We start from the raw sequence: 17,043 nt of genomic DNA, 5'->3' as shown, positions 1-17,043 counted from the left end.
TCGGGATGTTTTCGTTACCGCGGAGCCGCCGAGGCGAAAGAACTGTTGTAGGAATCGAGCAGGTTTCCGATCGGTGTTGCTGTCGCGTTGCGGACATTGTCGATCCACTCATCGGTGGTGCTGACCGCGGCGAACTGGGCATGCATCACGACATTGAGGACGCGGTGGATCTCCGCTGCCGTCGCCTGCCCGGGGGCATTGGTCAGCGGCACGGTTCCGGTCGCGTCGCTGAGATGTTCGGTGGCGAATCCGGCGTCAGCGGTGCTGCCGGAGGTCAACGACGCCGAAGGCGCGGTCCACTCAACTGTGTGGCGACCAGTACCCACACCGCATCGACACGCCACTGCCCGAGTGGCTCGTAGCATGGCGTCATGCTCGTCGAGCCGGTTCGTGTCACTGGGGCCGTGGTGGATATCGCGGTGCCGTCACCGTCACGCCGGGTGACGGGTGTCGGCATGGCAGGGTTCCGCGGTCGGACGACGAGCCTGGTCGATCTACAGATGGTGCCCTACCCGGCTGTCACGGTGTTCATCGATTTCGGTGACGTGCTGTTCGTGGATGACGTGAGCGGTGTGCGGATGCAAGGCTGCGGCGTCGTCGGCCTAGCCCCGGTCAGCGTTCGAGGGTGTGCGCGACATGTCGACCTGCTGCAGGTACGGCTGTCGCCGGTGGTCGCGCATGCGGTCCTGGGCGGCTCGTCGGAGTTGGGCGGGTCGGTGGTCGCCCTCGACGAACTCTGGGGACGCGACGTCGGGCGAATCCAAGAGCAACTGCACGCTGCCCGTTCGTGGGACGACCGCTTCGCGATCGCGGAGACCGAACTCACTCGACGGCAGGAGGCGGGCCGGGCGGTCGATCCGGAGGTTGCCTTCGCCTGGGGGCGAATCGTGATGAGCCGTGGGCAGATTCGGGTCGAGCGGTTGGCGGCCGACGTCGGATGGAGCCGCAAGCGGTTGTGGTCCCGGTTCCGGTCCCAGATCGGTCTGACACCCAAGCGGGCTACGCAGCTGGTCCGTTTCGACTACGCGGCGCACCGCCTGGCCGGGGGTGAGGGTGCCGCTGTGGTGTCGGCCGAGAGCGGCTATGTCGATCAGTCGCACCTCCATCGGGATGCCATGACCTTTGCCGGGCTGACACCCACAGCCCTTGCGGTCGCGCCCTGGCTTGCGGTCGACCCCGTCGCGTGGGCCGCCCCAGCGTACGCACCGAGGGCGTGACTCGAGCCGATGCCCTTGGCCGACGCGGATTCTCGCGGCGCCAACCAGCAGAACGGGAACATTTCTCCAAGACATCCGGCGATGTGCTGTCGATGCTGGCAGTGATGTACGCAAACGCGCTGCCGGGCCCCGCTGGCGCGGTGCGATCGAGGAGGAACGATATGAACGGCGCAACTGGCATCGAACGACCGCCGCTCGGTATCCGGCTGCTGCATGCCCTGCAGAAGGAGCCGGACTGGCCGACGATGACGGCCGAGGACTTGGTCGCCTACCGCGACGCGGCGAACCGCCGGGCGGCCTCCCGCCTATTTCGGGTGATCACCGGTTCTCCCGATCGCCGCGCCGCGGTCTGTTGGCAGGAGGTGCGGCTGTCCGACCGCGTGCTCCGGGTCCGGGTGTACCGGCCGTCACCTGGGCGCGGCGGCAGCGCCGCCCTGCCGCTCGTGCTGCACGTGCACGGCGGAGGATTTGTGGGCACAGCAGCACAGTGCGACTGGGCCAACAGTCATCTCGCCGCGCGGCTGCCTGCGGTCGTCGTCTCGGTCGAGCACCGTCTCCTGGCGCAGGGGACTGCGCTGTCGGACGCTGTCGAGGATGGCTGGGACGTGTTGCAACACATGATGCAGCATGCCGCGGAATGGGGAATCGCCCCGGAGCGGACCGCGGTCGCCGGTGAGAGCACCGGCGCGCTGATTGCCGCACTGGCCGCGATCCGGGCCAAAGCGGCTGGCCTGCACGTGCAGGCGCAGGTGTTGATCAATCCCGTTGCCGATCTGACCGAGACGATGTTCGACTACGCCTCGATGGCCGAGCACGCGCACAGCCCGACTCTGTCCGTGACGAAGCTGCGGCTGTTCCAGCAGTTGGCCGTGCCGCCGGGAACAGATCCCGGTGCGGTGTCGCCCCTGCATGCCGCCGACCTGAGCGGGCTGGCCCCGGCACTGGTGGTGGTGCCGACCCTCGACCCGCTGGCCGATCACGGCCGTCGTTACGCCGAACGGCTGCGCGAATTCGCGACGCCCGCACGGCTTATCGAACATCCCGGAGCAACCCATGCATTTCTCACCCTGCCCGGGGTGGTGCCACAGGCCAAGGCCGCGCGTGCGGAGATCACCGAGTTCCTCCGCGGTCGCCTCGCCGGCTCACGGTCCGCCGCGGCGCGTCCGACGAAGGCCGAAGCGCGATGACCATCAATCCACCGGATCTGTGCCGCCGCCGCGGTGACTACGGCATCGACGGAGACTTCCGTGTGATTCCAGCACGGTGGCAGGCCATGATTGCTGCTGCGATCGTCGCCGCACTCATAGCGCTGACGGTGCGCAACATCGCGGCAGGCGCCGTCGTCGGCGCCGTGGTCACCGGCTCGCTCACGCTGGGGCTGGTGCTGTTCCAGGGCTCGTACCTATATACGACGCGAGTCGGCAAGTTCGAGGTGTGGTCGCGGCTCCTCACCGATCTGCGGCTGCGCGGTGACGAGCAGGTGCTGGATCTGGGTTGCGGTCGCGGCGCGCTGCTGCTGATGGCTGCCGAACTGCTGCCTCGTGGGCGTGCGGTCGGCATCGATCTGTGGCTCGCCGACCAGACCGGCAATAGCCCCGAAGCCGCCCGGCGCAACGCCGAGCGCGAAGGTGTGGCCGAGCGGGTCGAGCTGGAAACCGGTGACATCACGCAGTTGCCGTTCGCCGACAACACCTTCGACCTGATCGTCAGCAATCTGGTGCTGCACAACATCCCGTCTCCCGCAGACCGACGCGCCGCCATCGACGAAGCGGTCCGGGTGCTGCGACCCGGCGGGCGACTCGCCATCGCCGATCTGATGGCCACGAATGGCTACCGCGCACGCTTGCACGAACTCGGGCTGACCGACGTGCGGCGACGCAACCTCGGCTGGCGCATGTGGTGGGGCTGCCCCTTGTTTCCCACCAGACTCGTCACGGCAACCAAGAAGATCTGACCCGCACGATGCCGTACCGCTCACGCCCGGGCCCCCGCCGAGTACAGCACCACCCCGACTGACTGCCGGAACACCCACGCCTGTCATTCCGAACTCTCCTGCCGCGGTCAACCGCGAACCCCGCCTTCGCCGGAGAGGTGGTGGCGGAGGGTGGCCGCCCGAAGCGTGAGGTGGTTGCGCTCGGCGAGGTTCTGCGCCTGTGCGGCGGCCTCCACATAGAGCTGCGCCGCCGTGGCGATATCGCCCGCCTGCTCGTGGAGGTAGGCGGCCGACGCGGTGTACCGCGGGAGCATCGGGTCGAGTTCGGCGAGTTCGGCGAGCCCCGCCTGCGGTCCGTCCGCCGCACCGACAGCGACGGCGCGATTGAGCCGCACAACCGGGCTGTCGGTGAGGCGGACCAGCTCGTCGTACCACTCGACGATCTGCACCCAGTCGGTCTCGTCGGCGGTCTGCGCATCCGCATGCAGGGCGGCGATAGCGGCCTGCGCCTGGTACTCCCCGAGCCGGTCGCGGGCCAGCGCGGCCTGGAGCACGGCCACGCCCTCGGTGATCAGGTCGCGCCGCCACAGGTCGCGGTCCTGATCGGAGAGCGGCACCAGGCTGCCGTCGGCGCGCGTCCGGGCCGGACGTCTCGCGTGGTGGAGCAGGAATAGGGCGAGGAGTCCCGCAGCCTCCACGTCGTCGGCAGTCGCGGCCAACTGCCGGGCCAGCCGGATCGCCTCCGCGGCGAGGTCGACATCGCCGCTGTACCCCTCGTTGAACACCAGGTACAGAACCCGAAGCACGGTGCGCAGGTCTCCGCGACGATCCAGCCGGACATTGCGCACGGTGCGTTTGGCCCGGCTGATCCGTTGGGCCATCGTCGCTTCGGGCACGAGGTACGCCTGCGCGATCTGGCGGGTGGTGAGGCCGCCGACGGCCCGCAGTGTCAGGGCGACGGCCGACGCGGGGGTGAGGCTCGGGTGCGCGCACAGAAAGTAGAGCTGCAGCGTTTCATCCACGGAGGCGGTCGGTCCGGGCGGTGGCTCGTCGGTGACCCGGAGCTCGCGGCGGCGCCGCGCGATATCGGATCGGGCGAGATCGACGACGCGACGCCACGCCGTGGTGATCAGCCAGCCCTTGGGGTCGTCGGGGCGCTGGTTCGGCCACGTCTCGACAGCCCGCACCAGTGCCTCCTGGACGGCGTCCTCGGCGGTCGCGAAGTCCGCCCCGCGGTGGACGAGGGCCGCCAAGACGCCGGGGATCAGGTCCCGCAGCCCGGCTTCGTCCACCGCATCGGCCGCCATCACTCGGTGAAAGTAGGCAGCGCGGTCAGGAAGGGCCGAACTTCGAGCCACTCGCGGATCGGCTTGCCGCCCGCACCGGGCGCCGCGGACAACTCGCCGGCCAGCTCGACGGCGCGCTCGTACGAGTCGACGTCGATGATCACCCAGCCCGCGATCAGGTCCTTGGTCTCCGCGAACGGGCCGTCGGTCACCGGGGGCTTGCCCTCGCCGTCGGAGCGGACCCAGGCCCCCTCCGGCGCGAGCGCCTGACTGTCGACGAACTCGCCACTGTTTTCCAGACGCGCCGCGAAATCGTCCATGTACTGCACATGCGCCTCGATCTCGGCAGGCGTCCACTGATCCATCGGCACGTCGCTGACAGCCGCCGGGGCACCTCGGTAATGCTTGAGCAGCAGGTACTTGGCCATGACATTCTCCCTTCGGGACTTGCGACCCTAGTTGGTCGTTCACCCCTGGGACGGAGCCGCCACGACGTTCTCGACATCCGCCGCCGAACTTTCTCGGGCCGGTGGCGTTGCCCGGGTGCTGATCGATCGAATCCGGTCGTGGGTCCTATTCAGTGCGGACCTACTCGAACCGATCCCACGGTGTGGCCGCCGCAATCTGTCTCAATGTCCCGGCATTTCCTCAGCCGACATCAGGATGTGGGCCGGGGGTTGCTCCAGTACGACACTGCGAGGGGCTGTGTCCGCGTGGCTCCGCCGCAACAAAGCGATCGGAAAGTAGCCCATGGACAGGGCAACCACCGGCGCGGCGAGCACCGCACAGTAGAACGCCATCGCCGGTGGCCAGAACAGTGCGTAGGTGGCGAACAGGGCGAGACAGACAACCGGCGTGGCGAAGATCGCCGACTCGAGGATCGCCCAGTCCTTCGCCACGTGATCCTCGCCGGCCGCACTGGATCGAAGACGCAGGGCCATACACGCCAGGAGCAGAACTACAGTCTCGGCGGTCAACGCCGCGAGGGGCAGGTCGACCCGATCGACGAGTGCGGTGCCGACAAGGATTGCGACGAGCAACCCGAGCGCACCCGCCACGCGCGCGCCCATGGCAATCGCCGGCTGGTCGAGAATCGATGACCTCGTCGGGCCCTTTCTTGAAATTCATGTCGGCCCACCAGATGGCCGACCTCGTCGTTTTCGGTTTATCGCGCGCCGTGGCGACGTTGTCGGTCTGAATTCGGTGGCATTTCCGCACCGTCCGTGGTCACGACGTCCTGCCGGGCATCGACACCTCTCCAACCCGCCGGGCGATCGCTCGATATGCGGCTGGTCGAGTCGATGGAGGCCGTGGCGCGGACACCGTGGCGTCCGGCACCGACCTTCTTCAGCATGACGGCGACCTCTATGGCCCGGCCCGCACCGAAGCCCTCGGCGGCGCCGTGCGCACGGTCGAAGGTGAACAACACACCATCGCCCTGTCCGGCAGCAGCGGCTGCGTGGCGACGCAGTCGGCACCTACCTGACCACCCTGAAATCCCCACCGGCCGGAACCCGCTGCACTCTCTGACAAGACGCAATGATCGTGGTCCGATACCGTCGCCGGACCGGCGCAACGTCGGATCTGACCGGACCGGCCACCGGCGGTGATGGGGCATGACAAGCTCGCGCTTACTGGCGATGCAACGGCTTCGAGGGACTGAACCTCGCGAAAGTTCGGCCCCAGTGCGGGCCGTGGGAGGACGATGATGGCTGTGGGGGTCGATCCGGCCGTCACGGTTCGAAGACGGAGATCCAACCTAGTGCGGTGCGGATCCGGCTGATTCGTGCCGAGGAAGGGTGCGCATCATGTCGACGCCGACCACACCGAGCATTGTATTCGCTCACGGCTTGTGGGCCGATGGGTCCTGCTACAGCAAGGTGATTCCCACATTGCAGGCAAAGGGACACGAGGTGGTGTCCGCGCAGAACAGCCTCGACACCTTGGAAGGTGATGTCGCCGCGGTCAAGCGGGCGTTGGGCCGGGTCAGCAGCCCGGCCATCCTCGTCGCTCACTCGTACGGCGGCAGCGTCATTACGGCCGCGGGGACCGATGACCGTGTCGCGGGACTCGTCTACATCGCCGCGCTCGCCCCGGACGAGGACGAGACGTCGCAGAGTCTGCAGGCCAAGTTCCCCACAACGGATGTGTTCGCGCACATCGAGATTGCCGAGGGTCGAATCTGGTTGCGACCGGACGGTATCGAGTGCTTCGCGGGCGATCTCTCCGAAGCGGAGCAGCAACTCGTGCTGGCGACCCAGGGCGTGCCCGCCGCGGACCTCTTCGACCAGAAGGTCGCGGGCACCGCATGGAAGTCGAAGCCGAGCTGGTACATCGTGGGCAGAAACGACCGTACCGTGCATCCCGAGCTGGAGCGCTTCTGTGCGAAACGCATGGACGCCAGCACCTACGAGGCGGACAGCAGCCACGTCCCCATGCTGTCCCAGCCCGGCCTGGTGATCGACGTGATCCTCACCGCGGCGAAATCCTGCCAAGGGGCATAATCGGCCTCGAACAGCGGGAACACCCTTCACCAGGGGTTTGACAAGGAATTCAAGTGGCTGCACCACTTTTGTCGTGCGGGCGGCAGTCAGCTGACTCGACCTACCGTCGACACCGGGTGCGCACCTTCCACGAAGGCGCGCACCTGCTTGTCTGCCCCGAATATCCCGGCGGCACAGCTGCTTCCGACGTCTGAATTGTTTTGGGGAGAGGTTTGTTGGGCCTGGTCGGACGGTGTGCTCATGCCCGTGGGACGCTCCGGTCGGAAGTGACGCAGTAGTAGCCGTCGGCGCTCTGGATGTGGGCCGGCAGCGTCAGCGCGTCTTCACGGCGTCGGGAACGGGGAAGATCCGGAGCAGGACCCGGGGCATCCCGACACAGTGGAGCCGCTCTGGACACTGTTCGATCTGGCCGCAACGCCCCGGTTCCGGCGATGGCGAGTTCGACACCTGCCCGCCAACTGGTGACGACGCCAACGGAGTTTGTGGCAAACATCGTGGCGATTCGGCCAGCGGAGGCCACCGGCACACGCGCCGCTACTCGGGCCACGCGACCACTGTGAAGTGCTAACTTGACCGTGCACTCTCGTCGAAACCGCCGCGCGTCGAGGACGCCTGGCACTCCGTACAACACCGGACACCCCTCTGGTCAGGAGGCAACGCGTGAGTACCTACACGGTCGGCTACATCGTCGGCAGTCTCTCCAGGGAATCCATCAACCGGATCCTGTCCAAGGCTCTGATCCGGCTGGCGCCACCACAGTTGACGTTTACCGAGATTCCGATCAAGGATCTGCCGCTGTACAACCGCGACTACGACGTCGACTACCCGCCGCAGGGTCGCGCGCTCAAGGCGGCCATCACCGCCGTCGACGCCGTGCTGTTCGTGACGCCGGAGTACAACCGCTCGATCCCGGGCGCGCTGAAGAACGCCATTGACTGGGCCACCCGCCCGTGGGGCGACAACTCGTTCACACTCAAGCCGTCCGCGGTCATCGGCGCCTCGCCGGGCAAGCTCGGCACCGCGATTGCTCAACTCAGTCTGCGCAGCGTCTTGGGCTACTGCAATTCCCCGCAGATGAATTCCCCGGAGGCCTACATCCAATTCCATTCGGACCTGTTCACCCCTGACGGCGATGTTCTCGACGACTCGACCAAGCAGTTCCTCAGCGGGTTCATGGCGGATTTCGCCACCTTTATCGCCCGCGTCCACAGCGTGGTCCCCCAACTCGACTGACCGATCCGCACGGCCGGTGGCGCGTGCGTGCCGTACCGGCGATTCGTCGCGCACATCGGCCAGAAAATCGACAGCACCGTGGCGGCAATCAATGCGGGACCGCAGTCGCAGAAGGCGGGCCGCGTCCGAGTGAGCAAGGTGGCGGTGATCGTCGATCGCGACCTGGCCCGGGGACCAGCCGATGATGTGGGTTCGCCCCACGACGACAGCTAGTGACGGATGCAGAAGACGGCACGGGGAGAAGAAGTAAATGGCCGATCAGCACTACGACGCTATCGTGATCGGGACCAGCCAGGGCGGCCGGTTCCTTCCCATCGAGCTGGCGAAGGCCGGCCGAAAGGTGGCGCTCATCGAGCGTGACCAACTCGGCGGCGTTTGTGTGAACAGGGGGTGCACCCCAACCAAGACGATGGTCGCCAGCGCGCGCCTCGCCTACCAGGCGAGCCGGGGCGCGGAGTACGGCGTGCGTATTGGTCCGGTATCGGTGGACCTGGCCGCGGTGCGAGAGCGCAAACGGGCCATGGTCGCCGGGGCTCGGCAGAACTACGCGAGCCGCCTGACGCAGGAGGGGCTCGACCTGATCGAAGGCGAAGCTCATTTCACGGGGCCGAAGTCGGTCGAGATCGCCTTGCCGAACGGCGGGACGCGGCAGATCAGCGCCCCGCTGGTCGTCATCGACACCGGCGCCCGGCCCAGGCCGCTGGCGATCACCGGCGCGGGCGAGGTCCCCGTGCTCGATTCGACGTCGATCATGGAGTTGGACCAGCTCCCGGAGCACCTTATCATCCTCGGCGGCGGCTACATCGGGCTCGAGTTCGGGCAGATGTTCCGCCGGTTCGGCAGCGAGGTCACCATCATCCACAGGGCCGCGCGCCTGCTGAAGAACGAGGACGAGGACGTCTCGGACGAGGTCGCCATCATCTTGCGCGATGACGGGATCACGGTCTCGACCTCGTCGACGCCGGTCCGGGTTGATCCGGCTGATGGCGGTCGCGTGCGGCTGAGCATTCGCACGGAGAGCGGTGAGCGACAGCTCGAAGGCTCGCATCTGCTGTCGGCCATCGGCCGCGTTCCGAATACGGAGGCGCTCACCGCCGAGGTGGCCGGCATCCGTCTCGACGACCACGGCTTCATCGAGGTCGACGAATACCTGGAAACCAGTGTCCGTGGCGTCTACGCGATGGGGGACGTCACGGCCGGCCCGGCCTTCACCCACTCTTCCTACAACGATTACCGCATTCTGCACGCCAACCTCATCAGGAACGAGAAGGCGAGCACGCGGGACCGGATCGTCCCCTACACGGTATTCATCGACCCGCAGCTCGGCCGCGCCGGCATGACTGAGCGCGAGGCCAGGGCGCAAGGGCGAGCGATTCGGGTGGCGAAGCTCCCGATGAGCGCCGTCATCCGGGCTATCGAGACCGGGGAGACGCGCGGCTTCATGAAGGCCGTCATCGACGCGGACAACGGGCAGATCCTGGGCTGCGCGGTCCTGGGCAGTGAGGGCGGCGAGATCATGACGATGATCCAGGTCGCCATGCTGGGCAAGCTCACTTACACCGCCATGGCGGACGCGATCTTTACGCACCCGCTCCTGGCGGAAGGCCTCAACACCCTCTTCGCGATGTTCGACACCTGAGGCGGCACTTGTCTCGCAGCCAGCAGCGCAGGCCGCTCGACAGCGAAAGCTCCGGTTGGGCACCGGCAGCAGCGCACCGGCGCCGGTTCGCTCCACCCGCTAGCGGTGCGCGCACCAGCCGATCAGGGACACCGCCACGCCGTCGACGGTGTAGGGCGGGCGGTAGGCGTCGTTCGCGGTCGGAGGCCGGCACACCGATACCCCAAACGCCGGATCGAATACATGGTCCCTACGCCTCTGTCGTCTTTATTCGGCCTGACCTGGGTTTCTGCCGTGCATGGTGTCTTCGTCGCAGTGATCTGATCGGCTCGGCGCTGGCAGTGGGCCAGCGCGGGCTGTGTTCGAAGGGCTTTGATCTCCTCGGTCAATTCGCAGGTTGGCGAGCTTGGTGAGCAGATCTGCGAAGGTTGACCACCGAAGGCTCGCCATTATTGAGGAAGGACACTGAGATGTCGGGTCGGCTTGCGGGAAAGATCTGCGTGATCACCGGCACGGGCGGAGCCATGGGGCGCGCCACCGCCCTGGCGTTCGCCCGGGAAGGAGCACTGATCGTCGGGTGTGACGTGGCAGTCGAGGCGGCGGCGGAGACCGCCGAACTGGTGCGCGCCGCCGGTGGCGAGATGGTGTCGCTGCAGCCGTGCCGGTTGAGCGATCCCGCCGAATGCGCGCGGCTGGTGAAATTCGCAATGGACCGGTTCGGCGGGATCGATGTGCTGTTCAACCTCGCCGGTCGGGCCTACTTCGACCGCCTCGAAGACATCAGCGACGCCGACTGGGACAGCGCGCGGCGGGACGAGGTCGACCTGGTTTTCTACCTCACTCGCGCCGCCTGGCCCTGGCTGAAGGCCAGCCACGGAGTGGTGGTGAACATGGCCTCGCTCAACGGCTCGCTCAGCTTCAAGCAGATCCCGTCTCTGTCACACACCGCGAACAAGGCGGCGGTCATCGGAATGACCCGCCAACTTGCGCTGGAGGGCAGCGAGCATGGGATCCGCGTCAACTCGATCTCGCCCGGCCTGATCGAGAGCAAGGCCACCGAGGCGCAGTTGGCGGACGCCGAGTGGACCAGCGCCATGGTCGGCCGGACGCTGCTGGGTCGGTTCGGTCGGCCCGAGGAGGTCGCGAACGTCGCGCTTTTCCTCGCGTCCGACGAGAGTTCATACGTGACCGGTGTCGACCTCGTCGTGGACGGGGGCATGCGGGTTTGGTGACTGATTCAACAACGCCACCAACGCTTCTCGTGGATCGGTCATCACAGATCAGCGCCCCATTCGGTTGGGAAGACGGTCCCGGATCTGTTGAACGATCCCGGTCAGGCTCTTCCCCTTGCCGCCGATGAATTTCGACGGTAGGCATCGTCTCTTCTGTGACTCGACAGAAGGGATGAACTCGTGCGGATCCTGGCTCGACTGTGCATGACTGCCGACGGCTATGTGACGACTCCGGACGGCTGGCCGCCTCAGGTAATCGATCCGGTGCACTCTCCGGGCAGTCACGGCATCGCCGACTTCCTGCGGACCTGTGAGGCCGCCCTGATGGGCCGCACCACTTTCGAACCCGCGCTCACCGCCGATCGCTGGCCCTGGCCGGATCTGGAGGTCTTCGTGCTGGGCTCGCACCGGCCCGAGGGAACCCCCGACGATGTCACCGTCGACGACGATCCGGTGCGGCTACTGGAGAAGATCCGCGCGGCCAATCGCGGTGGCGATATCCATCTCATCGGCGGGCCCGGCACGATCGAGACCTATCGTGTCCTCGGTGTTCTTGACAAACTCGAGCTCGTGGTCCTGCCGTTCTTCGTCGGCAGCGGCATGCGCCTGACCGAATCGCTGAATCCGCAGACCGACCTGGAATTCGAAAGTTCGCGGCCGTTGGACGGTGGTGCGGTGGAGATTGTCTATCGAGTGCGGCCGCAGCACTGACAGTGCTGTCTCACGCCGCGCTTCATGCATGAAGTCGACACGAAATCGACCATGAGATTATGCAGCGCGGCTCGAGACCTACACTTTCCGATCAGCCGCGAGCCATGTCGACGAAACGGGACAGGTGCAGCTGATGCGCGACGGTAATGGTCGCGGTCGGTCCATTACGGTGCTTGCCGACGATCAGGTCGGCCTCACCACCGCGGGGGTCGTCGCGTTCGAACGCATCCGGGCGATGCAACAGGATGACCATATCGGCATCCTGTTCCAAACTATTGTGTACTGAAATCCCTTGTGCCACAAAGTTATGTGTTCCCGGAACGGTTCCGTCGTAGACGTCTTGTTCACCTGTGCTGGTGATTTCTACGACTTTGTCCCAGAACACGTCATTAGTGGCGAGCATCTCGATATCGGCGTCGTCGAGGACGGCGGCCACCCGGGCCAGGCGGGCACGGCTGGGTGAGCGCTTCCACATTGTGGAGCCGCAGAAGCGGGACCCGATGGCAGCCGAGAATTCGCGATGGGTCATGTGCTTGGTGGCGAGCAGGCTGCGGACCTGGGTCCAGACTTCCTTGGGGACGGTGTCGACATTTGTGTTGCGCACCATCGGTTCCAGCTCGGTGAGTGCCGATTGCGCGGAGCGTCCGCGTGCGCCATGGACGCCGATGTCGCGCAGGAAGGTGGTCTGGTTCTCCGACCCATCGATGGTGAGGTGCCAGCAGTCTCGGTAACCCGCCTTGCGGACGTTCTTGATTCGTCCATGCACGCCGAGACGCAGCAGCAGTTGTGCCACGTCATCGATGAGACGACGGCTTGTCGAGGCATAGTAGACGCGAGCCTGGCGCTCCTTGGCGTCCCAGCGCACCGAGCCGTCGGTGGCCCACAGGTGCTTCAGGAACAGCGCGATCTGATCGTTCGGCAGCGAGAACACCTGCTGCGGAACGAACTTCTCATAGCTTCGCAGCCCGAAGAGTCCGAGTTCGTCGAGCCACGCGGCGATCGGATTGCGCCTACCGTGCGTGAGTTGATAGGGCGCAGGCAACCGGAGTGTCGTGACACGGGCAGCCGCGTACTCGTCGCGGACCGCAGCCACGCCGAAGTGCCGGGCCGCCGCAGTCACCGCGTCGAGGTTCTCCTCGTCGATGCTGGCATAGCGGATCGGCTGGCGCTTGACGCATGAGCCGTCGCCGATCATGTGTGCCAACAGGATTACCTCGGCGTCCGCCATCCGGCTGGTATGCACGGGCCCGGGGACAAGGCGGGGTGTCGCGAGGCGGTCACCGACCGACAGCTTTTCGAGCGGGATCCAGCCATCGACTGTCAGGAACGGATGGTTGCCGGTGGCTTCGACCTGCCGTCCTGAGGCCAAGCGGAGACGGAACACCTCTTTGCGTCCGCTGGGGAAGACCTTCACCATTGGCCGCGCGACCATGCGCATGCGTTCATCCAGCGACCATACGAGGGGCTGTTCGCCGCTGGCGATCAACTCTCCCAGGGTGGTCTCGCCGCCGTTGTCCGCGCGCAGGATTCGCGTAGAAGCCGGGAGGCAGCCTGATTCGCGCAGGTCAGAGACCATGGGGCGCTTATCTGTTCGTTGTTCGGGGCCTCGGTTCAGCTGGCTGATCGCGATAACCGGGACTTCGAGTTCCTTGGCGAGGAGCTTCAGGTTTCGGGAGAAATCCGAGACTTCCTGCTGGCGGGATTCGACCTTTTTGCCCGAGGTCATCAGCTGGAGGTAGTCCACCACAACGAGTTTGAGGTCGTGGCGCTGCTTCAGGCGGCGCGCCTTGGCTCGGATCTCCATCATGGTGAGGTTCGGTGAGTCGTCGACGAACAGTGGTGCTTCGCTGATTTCGCTCATGCGGCGCGCCAGTTTCGTCCAGTCGTCATCGCTCATGCGGCCCGAACGCATATCGCCCAGTTTGATTTTCGCTTCCGCGGAGAGCAGACGCATGACGATTTCGGTGCGGCTCATCTCGAGCGAGAAGATGACGCTCGCCAGGCCGTGTTTGATCGAGCAGCTGCGCATGAAGTCCATGCCGAGCGTGGAGTTGTGCGTCGGCACCATCGTCGCGCCGGCGAGGTACAGGTGGTCGGTGTTGTCCACCTCGACGCAGCGCACAGGGACGGTGTCGATCTTTCGCACATCCACAATGTGGCGGGCGTTCGAGCGCGCGGTGGTCGGCACGAGATGGTTCGGGCTGTCGTCCGCGAGGTGCACACTGTGGACGATTTCGCCGGTAGTCCGTACGGCGGCGGCGCGCGCGCCTGCCGGCCCGGCAATGGTGAGCCACTGGTGCTGTTCGTCGGCGACTATCACGGTGCCGTCGGAGAATTCGACCTCGTAGCAAGGGCGTTCGGTCAGCACCTCGGTCGCGGCGAGCACGCGGGTGGGGCGGCCGTTGGCGTCGAGGAGTTCGTCGCCGATCTGGACCTCGCCCATGGTGGTCCAGCCCGTCGGGGTGGGCAGGGGCGTGTCCAGCGCGAGGGCCTTGCCGACACCGGGGCGGGCCGCGACGATGATCATCTGGCCGGGGTGTAGGCCGTTGGTGAGTTCGTCGAGTTCGGTGAAGCCGGTGGGGACGCCGAGGGAGATGCCGCCGCGGGAGGCGATGGAATCAATTTCGTCCATCGTGGGCTGGAGCAGTTCCTCGAGTGGCATGAAATCTTCGGTGGTGCGGCGTTCGGTGACCTCGTAGACCTCGGCCTGGGCGCGGTCGACGACCTCGGCGATGTCCTGGCCGTCGGCGCCCGCATAGCCGTATTGGACGATGCGGGTGCCCGCTTCGACGAGGCGGCGCAGGATCGCCTTCTCCGCAACGATTTCGGCGTAGTAACCGGCATTGGCGGCGGTCGGGACCGTTTGGGTGAGGGTGACGAGATAGGGCGGTCCGCCGATGCGCTTGAGTTCGCCGCGGCGGTCCAGACCGGCGGCGACGGTGACCGGGTCGGCGGGTTCGCCGCGGCCGTAAAGATCGAGGATGGTGTCGTAGACCGCTTGGTGCGCCGGGCGGTAGAAGTCGCCGGGGCGCAGCACTTCGACGACGTCGGCGATCGCATCCTTGCTCAGCAGCATGCCGCCCAGTACGGACTGCTCGGCCGCCATATCGTGCGGGGGCTGACGGCCGAAGTCTTCGCCGGGCGGTTCGGGCGGGTAGTCCGTGTGCCCGCGGTCATCGGTGGTAGTCACCTGACTCGACCGTCCTCTCTCACCGCTTGCGCGCCTGCGTGCAGATCGCTCGAAAACGCCGCCTACCGGCTGACCCTATTGATCACTCGTTGTACTCCCGGGTACCGACACGTCCGGCGTCGAACCACGGCGTGCGAGCCCCTGTCCACGGGCCTTCACCTGCGGTTCCAGCAAACCGGTGTGGCAGCTCCCGGATCATGACGATCCGGAGGTTCGTTCATGACAATGCGACGAACCTAGGCGACCCGATGGGGACTCGCCAAACCGCGCTGTGCACATACCTGTGGATAAGTTGGGGACTGTTTACCCAACGATGTGCACCCCCTGTGTACTACTTGGGGAAAACCCAGGTCACCCCATTCAAATGCGCTGATAGATATCGATTTCCTAATCTATCGACGTGTGGATGAATGAAGTGTCGGCGTGTCGGTCTAGTTGAACAGCCGGGCGTGTTGGGTAAACAGAGTGTGTACTACGGGTATGGACCGGATCACGTTGCGGCCGGTTGGTTTTCTCGACGATCCACAAGTCGAATAACAGGTGGTAGAGCCGATAGCAAGGTTTGCTGAGAATGGTCCAGATCACCGTTCCAGCCATTCGCTAACTTTTAGCTACCCAGCGTGCGGCATGGATGAATCCGGGCCGCGACCACGCTGTGGACCGACGCCGCACAGTCGAAGGCCACCCTTGTGCCGGAACACAAGAGTGGCCTTCGAATGAACTCAGTTCGCGGCGACCTGCAGGTCGAACTTCGCGACCACGTCGGGGTGCAGGTGCACCACGACGTTGTGCTTGCCAACCGTCTTGATATGCGACTTCGGCAGTTCGATGCTGCGCTTGTCGACCACCGGGCCACCGGCCGTCTTGATGGCGGCGGCGATGTCGGACTGGGTGACCGAGCCGAACAGCTTGCCGGTGCCCGCGGTCTTGACCGACAGCGAAACCGACTCCAGGCCCTCGATGGCCTGCTTCAGCTCATTGGCGTGATCCAGGTCGCGCACCTTGCGCGCGTCCTGGGCCCGACGGATGCCCTCGACCTGCTTCTGGGCGCCACGGCTGGCAACGATGGCCAGACCGCGCGGCAGCAGGTAGTTGCGGCCGTAGCCGTCCTTGACCTCCACGGTGTCGCCGGGGGCACCGAGGTTGTCCACATCAGCAGTCAGAATCAACTTCATGGCGATGTCTCCCTTCTCAGCGAGCCGTCGACACGTAAGGCAGCAGGGCCACCTCACGCGAGTTCTTGACGGCAACGGCGACGTCGCGCTGATGCTGCACGCAGTTGCCGGTGACCCGGCGAGCGCGGATCTTGCCGCGATCACTGACGTACTTCCGCAGCAGGGCGGTGTCCTTGTAATCGATATTGACGGTGCCGGACTTGGCTTCCTTGCAGAAGGTGCAAGCCTTCTTCTTCAGCACCTTTTCGCGCGCGGGCGCTTTAGGCATGGTTACTCCGTAATCAATGATGGGCCGATTGTTTCGAGCGATCTGCATGCAGTCGCTACGGAACAATTCGGGCCGATGTGAGCCGTTCTCAGAACGGCGGTTCGTCGTCTACGCGGCCGCCCCCGAAGGAGCCCGCCGCAGGTGCGCTGCCCCACGGGTCTTCGTCGGCGCCGCCGGAACGGCTGCCGCCACCACCACCGGCAGGAGCGAAATTGCCACCGCCACTGCCACCGGAACCGAATCCGCCGCCGCCCCCGCCGCCGCGGCTGGCCTTGGCGACCTTCGCGGTGGCGTAACGCAGCGAGGGACCGACCTCGTCGACCTCGAGCTCGACGACCGTGCGCTTCTCACCCTCGCGGGTTTCGTAGGAGCGCTGCTTCAGTCGTCCGCTCACGATCACACGGGCGCCTCGGGTCAGGCTTTCGGCGACATTCTCCGCAGCTTCACGCCAGATGTTGCAGCGCAGGAACAGCGCTTCGCCGTCTTTCCATTCATTCGAATTACGGTCGAACACGCGGGGAGTCGATGCGACGGTGAAATTCGCCACCGCAGCGCCCGCGGGCGTGAATCGAAGTTCGGGATCGGCCGTCAAGTTTCCGATGACGGTGATGACCGTGTCGCCTGCCATGTGGTTCCTCCTGCTCGGTGTGCAGTCCGCAAGTGCACTCGCCTGTTG

The 17,043-nt window shown here is 65.8% G+C and carries 18 protein-coding genes; 9 read left to right on the top strand and 9 right to left on the bottom strand.

The window, feature by feature from the left end; genetic code table 11:
* Positions 1 to 14: 14 nt before the first annotated feature.
* A complete protein-coding gene (locus ACQP1G_RS45450; protein WP_433196859.1) occupies positions 15 to 326 on the bottom strand; it encodes a hypothetical protein in 312 nt (103 codons plus the stop codon).
* Positions 327 to 371: 45 nt separating this feature from the next.
* Here ACQP1G_RS45450 and ACQP1G_RS45445 point away from each other — a divergent pair, with 45 nt between their 5' ends.
* The 3 genes from ACQP1G_RS45445 (at position 372) to ACQP1G_RS45435 (ending at position 3,171) form a co-directional block, all read left to right on the top strand.
* The gene (locus tag ACQP1G_RS45445; protein ID WP_433196857.1) at positions 372 to 1,217 is read left to right on the top strand and encodes a helix-turn-helix domain-containing protein; all 846 of its coding nucleotides are present in this window, start codon (positions 372 to 374) and stop codon (positions 1,215 to 1,217) included.
* A gap of 161 nt (positions 1,218 to 1,378) precedes the next feature.
* A complete protein-coding gene (locus ACQP1G_RS45440) occupies positions 1,379 to 2,404 on the top strand; it encodes an alpha/beta hydrolase fold domain-containing protein (protein ID WP_433196855.1) in 1,026 nt (341 codons plus the stop codon).
* Positions 2,401 to 3,171 (top strand): class I SAM-dependent methyltransferase, encoded by a 771-nt coding sequence (locus ACQP1G_RS45435; protein WP_433196853.1) that lies wholly within the window; start codon positions 2,401 to 2,403, stop codon positions 3,169 to 3,171. The genes ACQP1G_RS45440 and ACQP1G_RS45435 overlap by 4 nt, the downstream gene beginning before the upstream one ends.
* 107 nt (positions 3,172 to 3,278) lie before the next feature.
* Here the strand turns inward: ACQP1G_RS45435 and ACQP1G_RS45430 are convergent, their stop codons facing one another.
* From ACQP1G_RS45430 to ACQP1G_RS45415, 4 genes are all read right to left on the bottom strand, one after another.
* Entirely contained in the window at positions 3,279 to 4,457 is a 1,179-nt protein-coding gene (locus tag ACQP1G_RS45430; RefSeq protein ID WP_433209420.1) for an RNA polymerase sigma factor, read from the bottom strand.
* Entirely contained in the window at positions 4,457 to 4,864 is a 408-nt protein-coding gene (locus ACQP1G_RS45425; RefSeq protein WP_433196851.1) for a YciI family protein, read from the bottom strand. The genes ACQP1G_RS45430 and ACQP1G_RS45425 overlap by 1 nt, the downstream gene beginning before the upstream one ends.
* A 201-nt stretch (positions 4,865 to 5,065) precedes the next feature.
* A complete protein-coding gene (locus ACQP1G_RS45420; protein ID WP_433196849.1) occupies positions 5,066 to 5,506 on the bottom strand; it encodes a hypothetical protein in 441 nt (146 codons plus the stop codon).
* A 95-nt stretch (positions 5,507 to 5,601) separates the two neighbouring features.
* A complete protein-coding gene (locus ACQP1G_RS45415; RefSeq protein WP_433196847.1) occupies positions 5,602 to 5,865 on the bottom strand; it encodes a hypothetical protein in 264 nt (87 codons plus the stop codon).
* A 379-nt stretch (positions 5,866 to 6,244) separates the two neighbouring features.
* Between ACQP1G_RS45415 and ACQP1G_RS45410 the strand changes: the two genes are divergently transcribed.
* The 6 genes from ACQP1G_RS45410 to ACQP1G_RS45385 all read left to right on the top strand — a co-directional run bounded on the left by ACQP1G_RS45410 (position 6,245) and on the right by ACQP1G_RS45385 (position 11,734).
* Positions 6,245 to 6,940 carry an alpha/beta fold hydrolase gene (locus ACQP1G_RS45410; protein WP_433196845.1) on the top strand — a complete coding sequence of 232 codons (696 nt, stop codon included), beginning with the start codon at positions 6,245 to 6,247 and terminating at the stop codon, positions 6,938 to 6,940.
* 660 nt (positions 6,941 to 7,600) lie between these two features.
* Positions 7,601 to 8,173 (top strand): NADPH-dependent FMN reductase, encoded by a 573-nt coding sequence (locus ACQP1G_RS45405; RefSeq protein WP_433196843.1) that lies wholly within the window; start codon positions 7,601 to 7,603, stop codon positions 8,171 to 8,173.
* A 27-nt stretch (positions 8,174 to 8,200) separates the two neighbouring features.
* Positions 8,201 to 8,386, top strand: a complete 186-nt coding sequence (locus tag ACQP1G_RS45400; protein ID WP_433196841.1) for a hypothetical protein — start codon at positions 8,201 to 8,203, stop codon at positions 8,384 to 8,386.
* Positions 8,387 to 8,423: 37 nt separating this feature from the next.
* Positions 8,424 to 9,812 carry a mercuric reductase gene (locus ACQP1G_RS45395; protein WP_433196840.1) on the top strand — a complete coding sequence of 463 codons (1,389 nt, stop codon included), beginning with the start codon at positions 8,424 to 8,426 and terminating at the stop codon, positions 9,810 to 9,812.
* Positions 9,813 to 10,261: 449 nt separating this feature from the next.
* Positions 10,262 to 11,023, top strand: a complete 762-nt coding sequence (locus ACQP1G_RS45390; RefSeq protein WP_433196839.1) for an SDR family NAD(P)-dependent oxidoreductase — start codon at positions 10,262 to 10,264, stop codon at positions 11,021 to 11,023.
* 180 nt (positions 11,024 to 11,203) lie between these two features.
* Entirely contained in the window at positions 11,204 to 11,734 is a 531-nt protein-coding gene (locus ACQP1G_RS45385) for a dihydrofolate reductase family protein (RefSeq protein WP_433196837.1), read from the top strand.
* A 91-nt stretch (positions 11,735 to 11,825) separates the two neighbouring features.
* Here the strand turns inward: ACQP1G_RS45385 and ACQP1G_RS45380 are convergent, their stop codons facing one another.
* The 4 genes from ACQP1G_RS45380 to ACQP1G_RS45365 all read right to left on the bottom strand — a co-directional run bounded on the left by ACQP1G_RS45380 (position 11,826) and on the right by ACQP1G_RS45365 (position 16,995).
* Positions 11,826 to 14,924 carry a replicative DNA helicase gene (locus tag ACQP1G_RS45380; protein ID WP_433196835.1) on the bottom strand — a complete coding sequence of 1,033 codons (3,099 nt, stop codon included), beginning with the start codon at positions 14,922 to 14,924 and terminating at the stop codon, positions 11,826 to 11,828.
* Positions 14,925 to 15,646: 722 nt separating this feature from the next.
* Positions 15,647 to 16,099: a 50S ribosomal protein L9 gene (rplI, locus tag ACQP1G_RS45375; RefSeq protein ID WP_433196833.1), complete on the bottom strand. Its 453-nt coding sequence runs from the start codon at positions 16,097 to 16,099 to the stop codon at positions 15,647 to 15,649.
* 16 nt (positions 16,100 to 16,115) lie between these two features.
* Positions 16,116 to 16,367 (bottom strand): 30S ribosomal protein S18, encoded by a 252-nt coding sequence (gene rpsR / locus ACQP1G_RS45370; protein ID WP_040697505.1) that lies wholly within the window; start codon positions 16,365 to 16,367, stop codon positions 16,116 to 16,118.
* Positions 16,368 to 16,455: 88 nt separating this feature from the next.
* On the bottom strand, positions 16,456 to 16,995 hold the full coding sequence (locus tag ACQP1G_RS45365) for a single-stranded DNA-binding protein (protein WP_433196831.1): 540 nt from the start codon (positions 16,993 to 16,995) through the stop codon (positions 16,456 to 16,458).
* Positions 16,996 to 17,043 lie beyond the last annotated feature (48 nt).

This window comes from Nocardia sp. CA-107356 (assembly GCF_050946365.1).
Classification (GTDB): Bacteria; Actinomycetota; Actinomycetes; order Mycobacteriales; family Mycobacteriaceae; genus Nocardia.
Note: the sequence above shows the minus strand (reverse complement) of the source record. Positions and strands in the feature narration are given on the sequence as shown.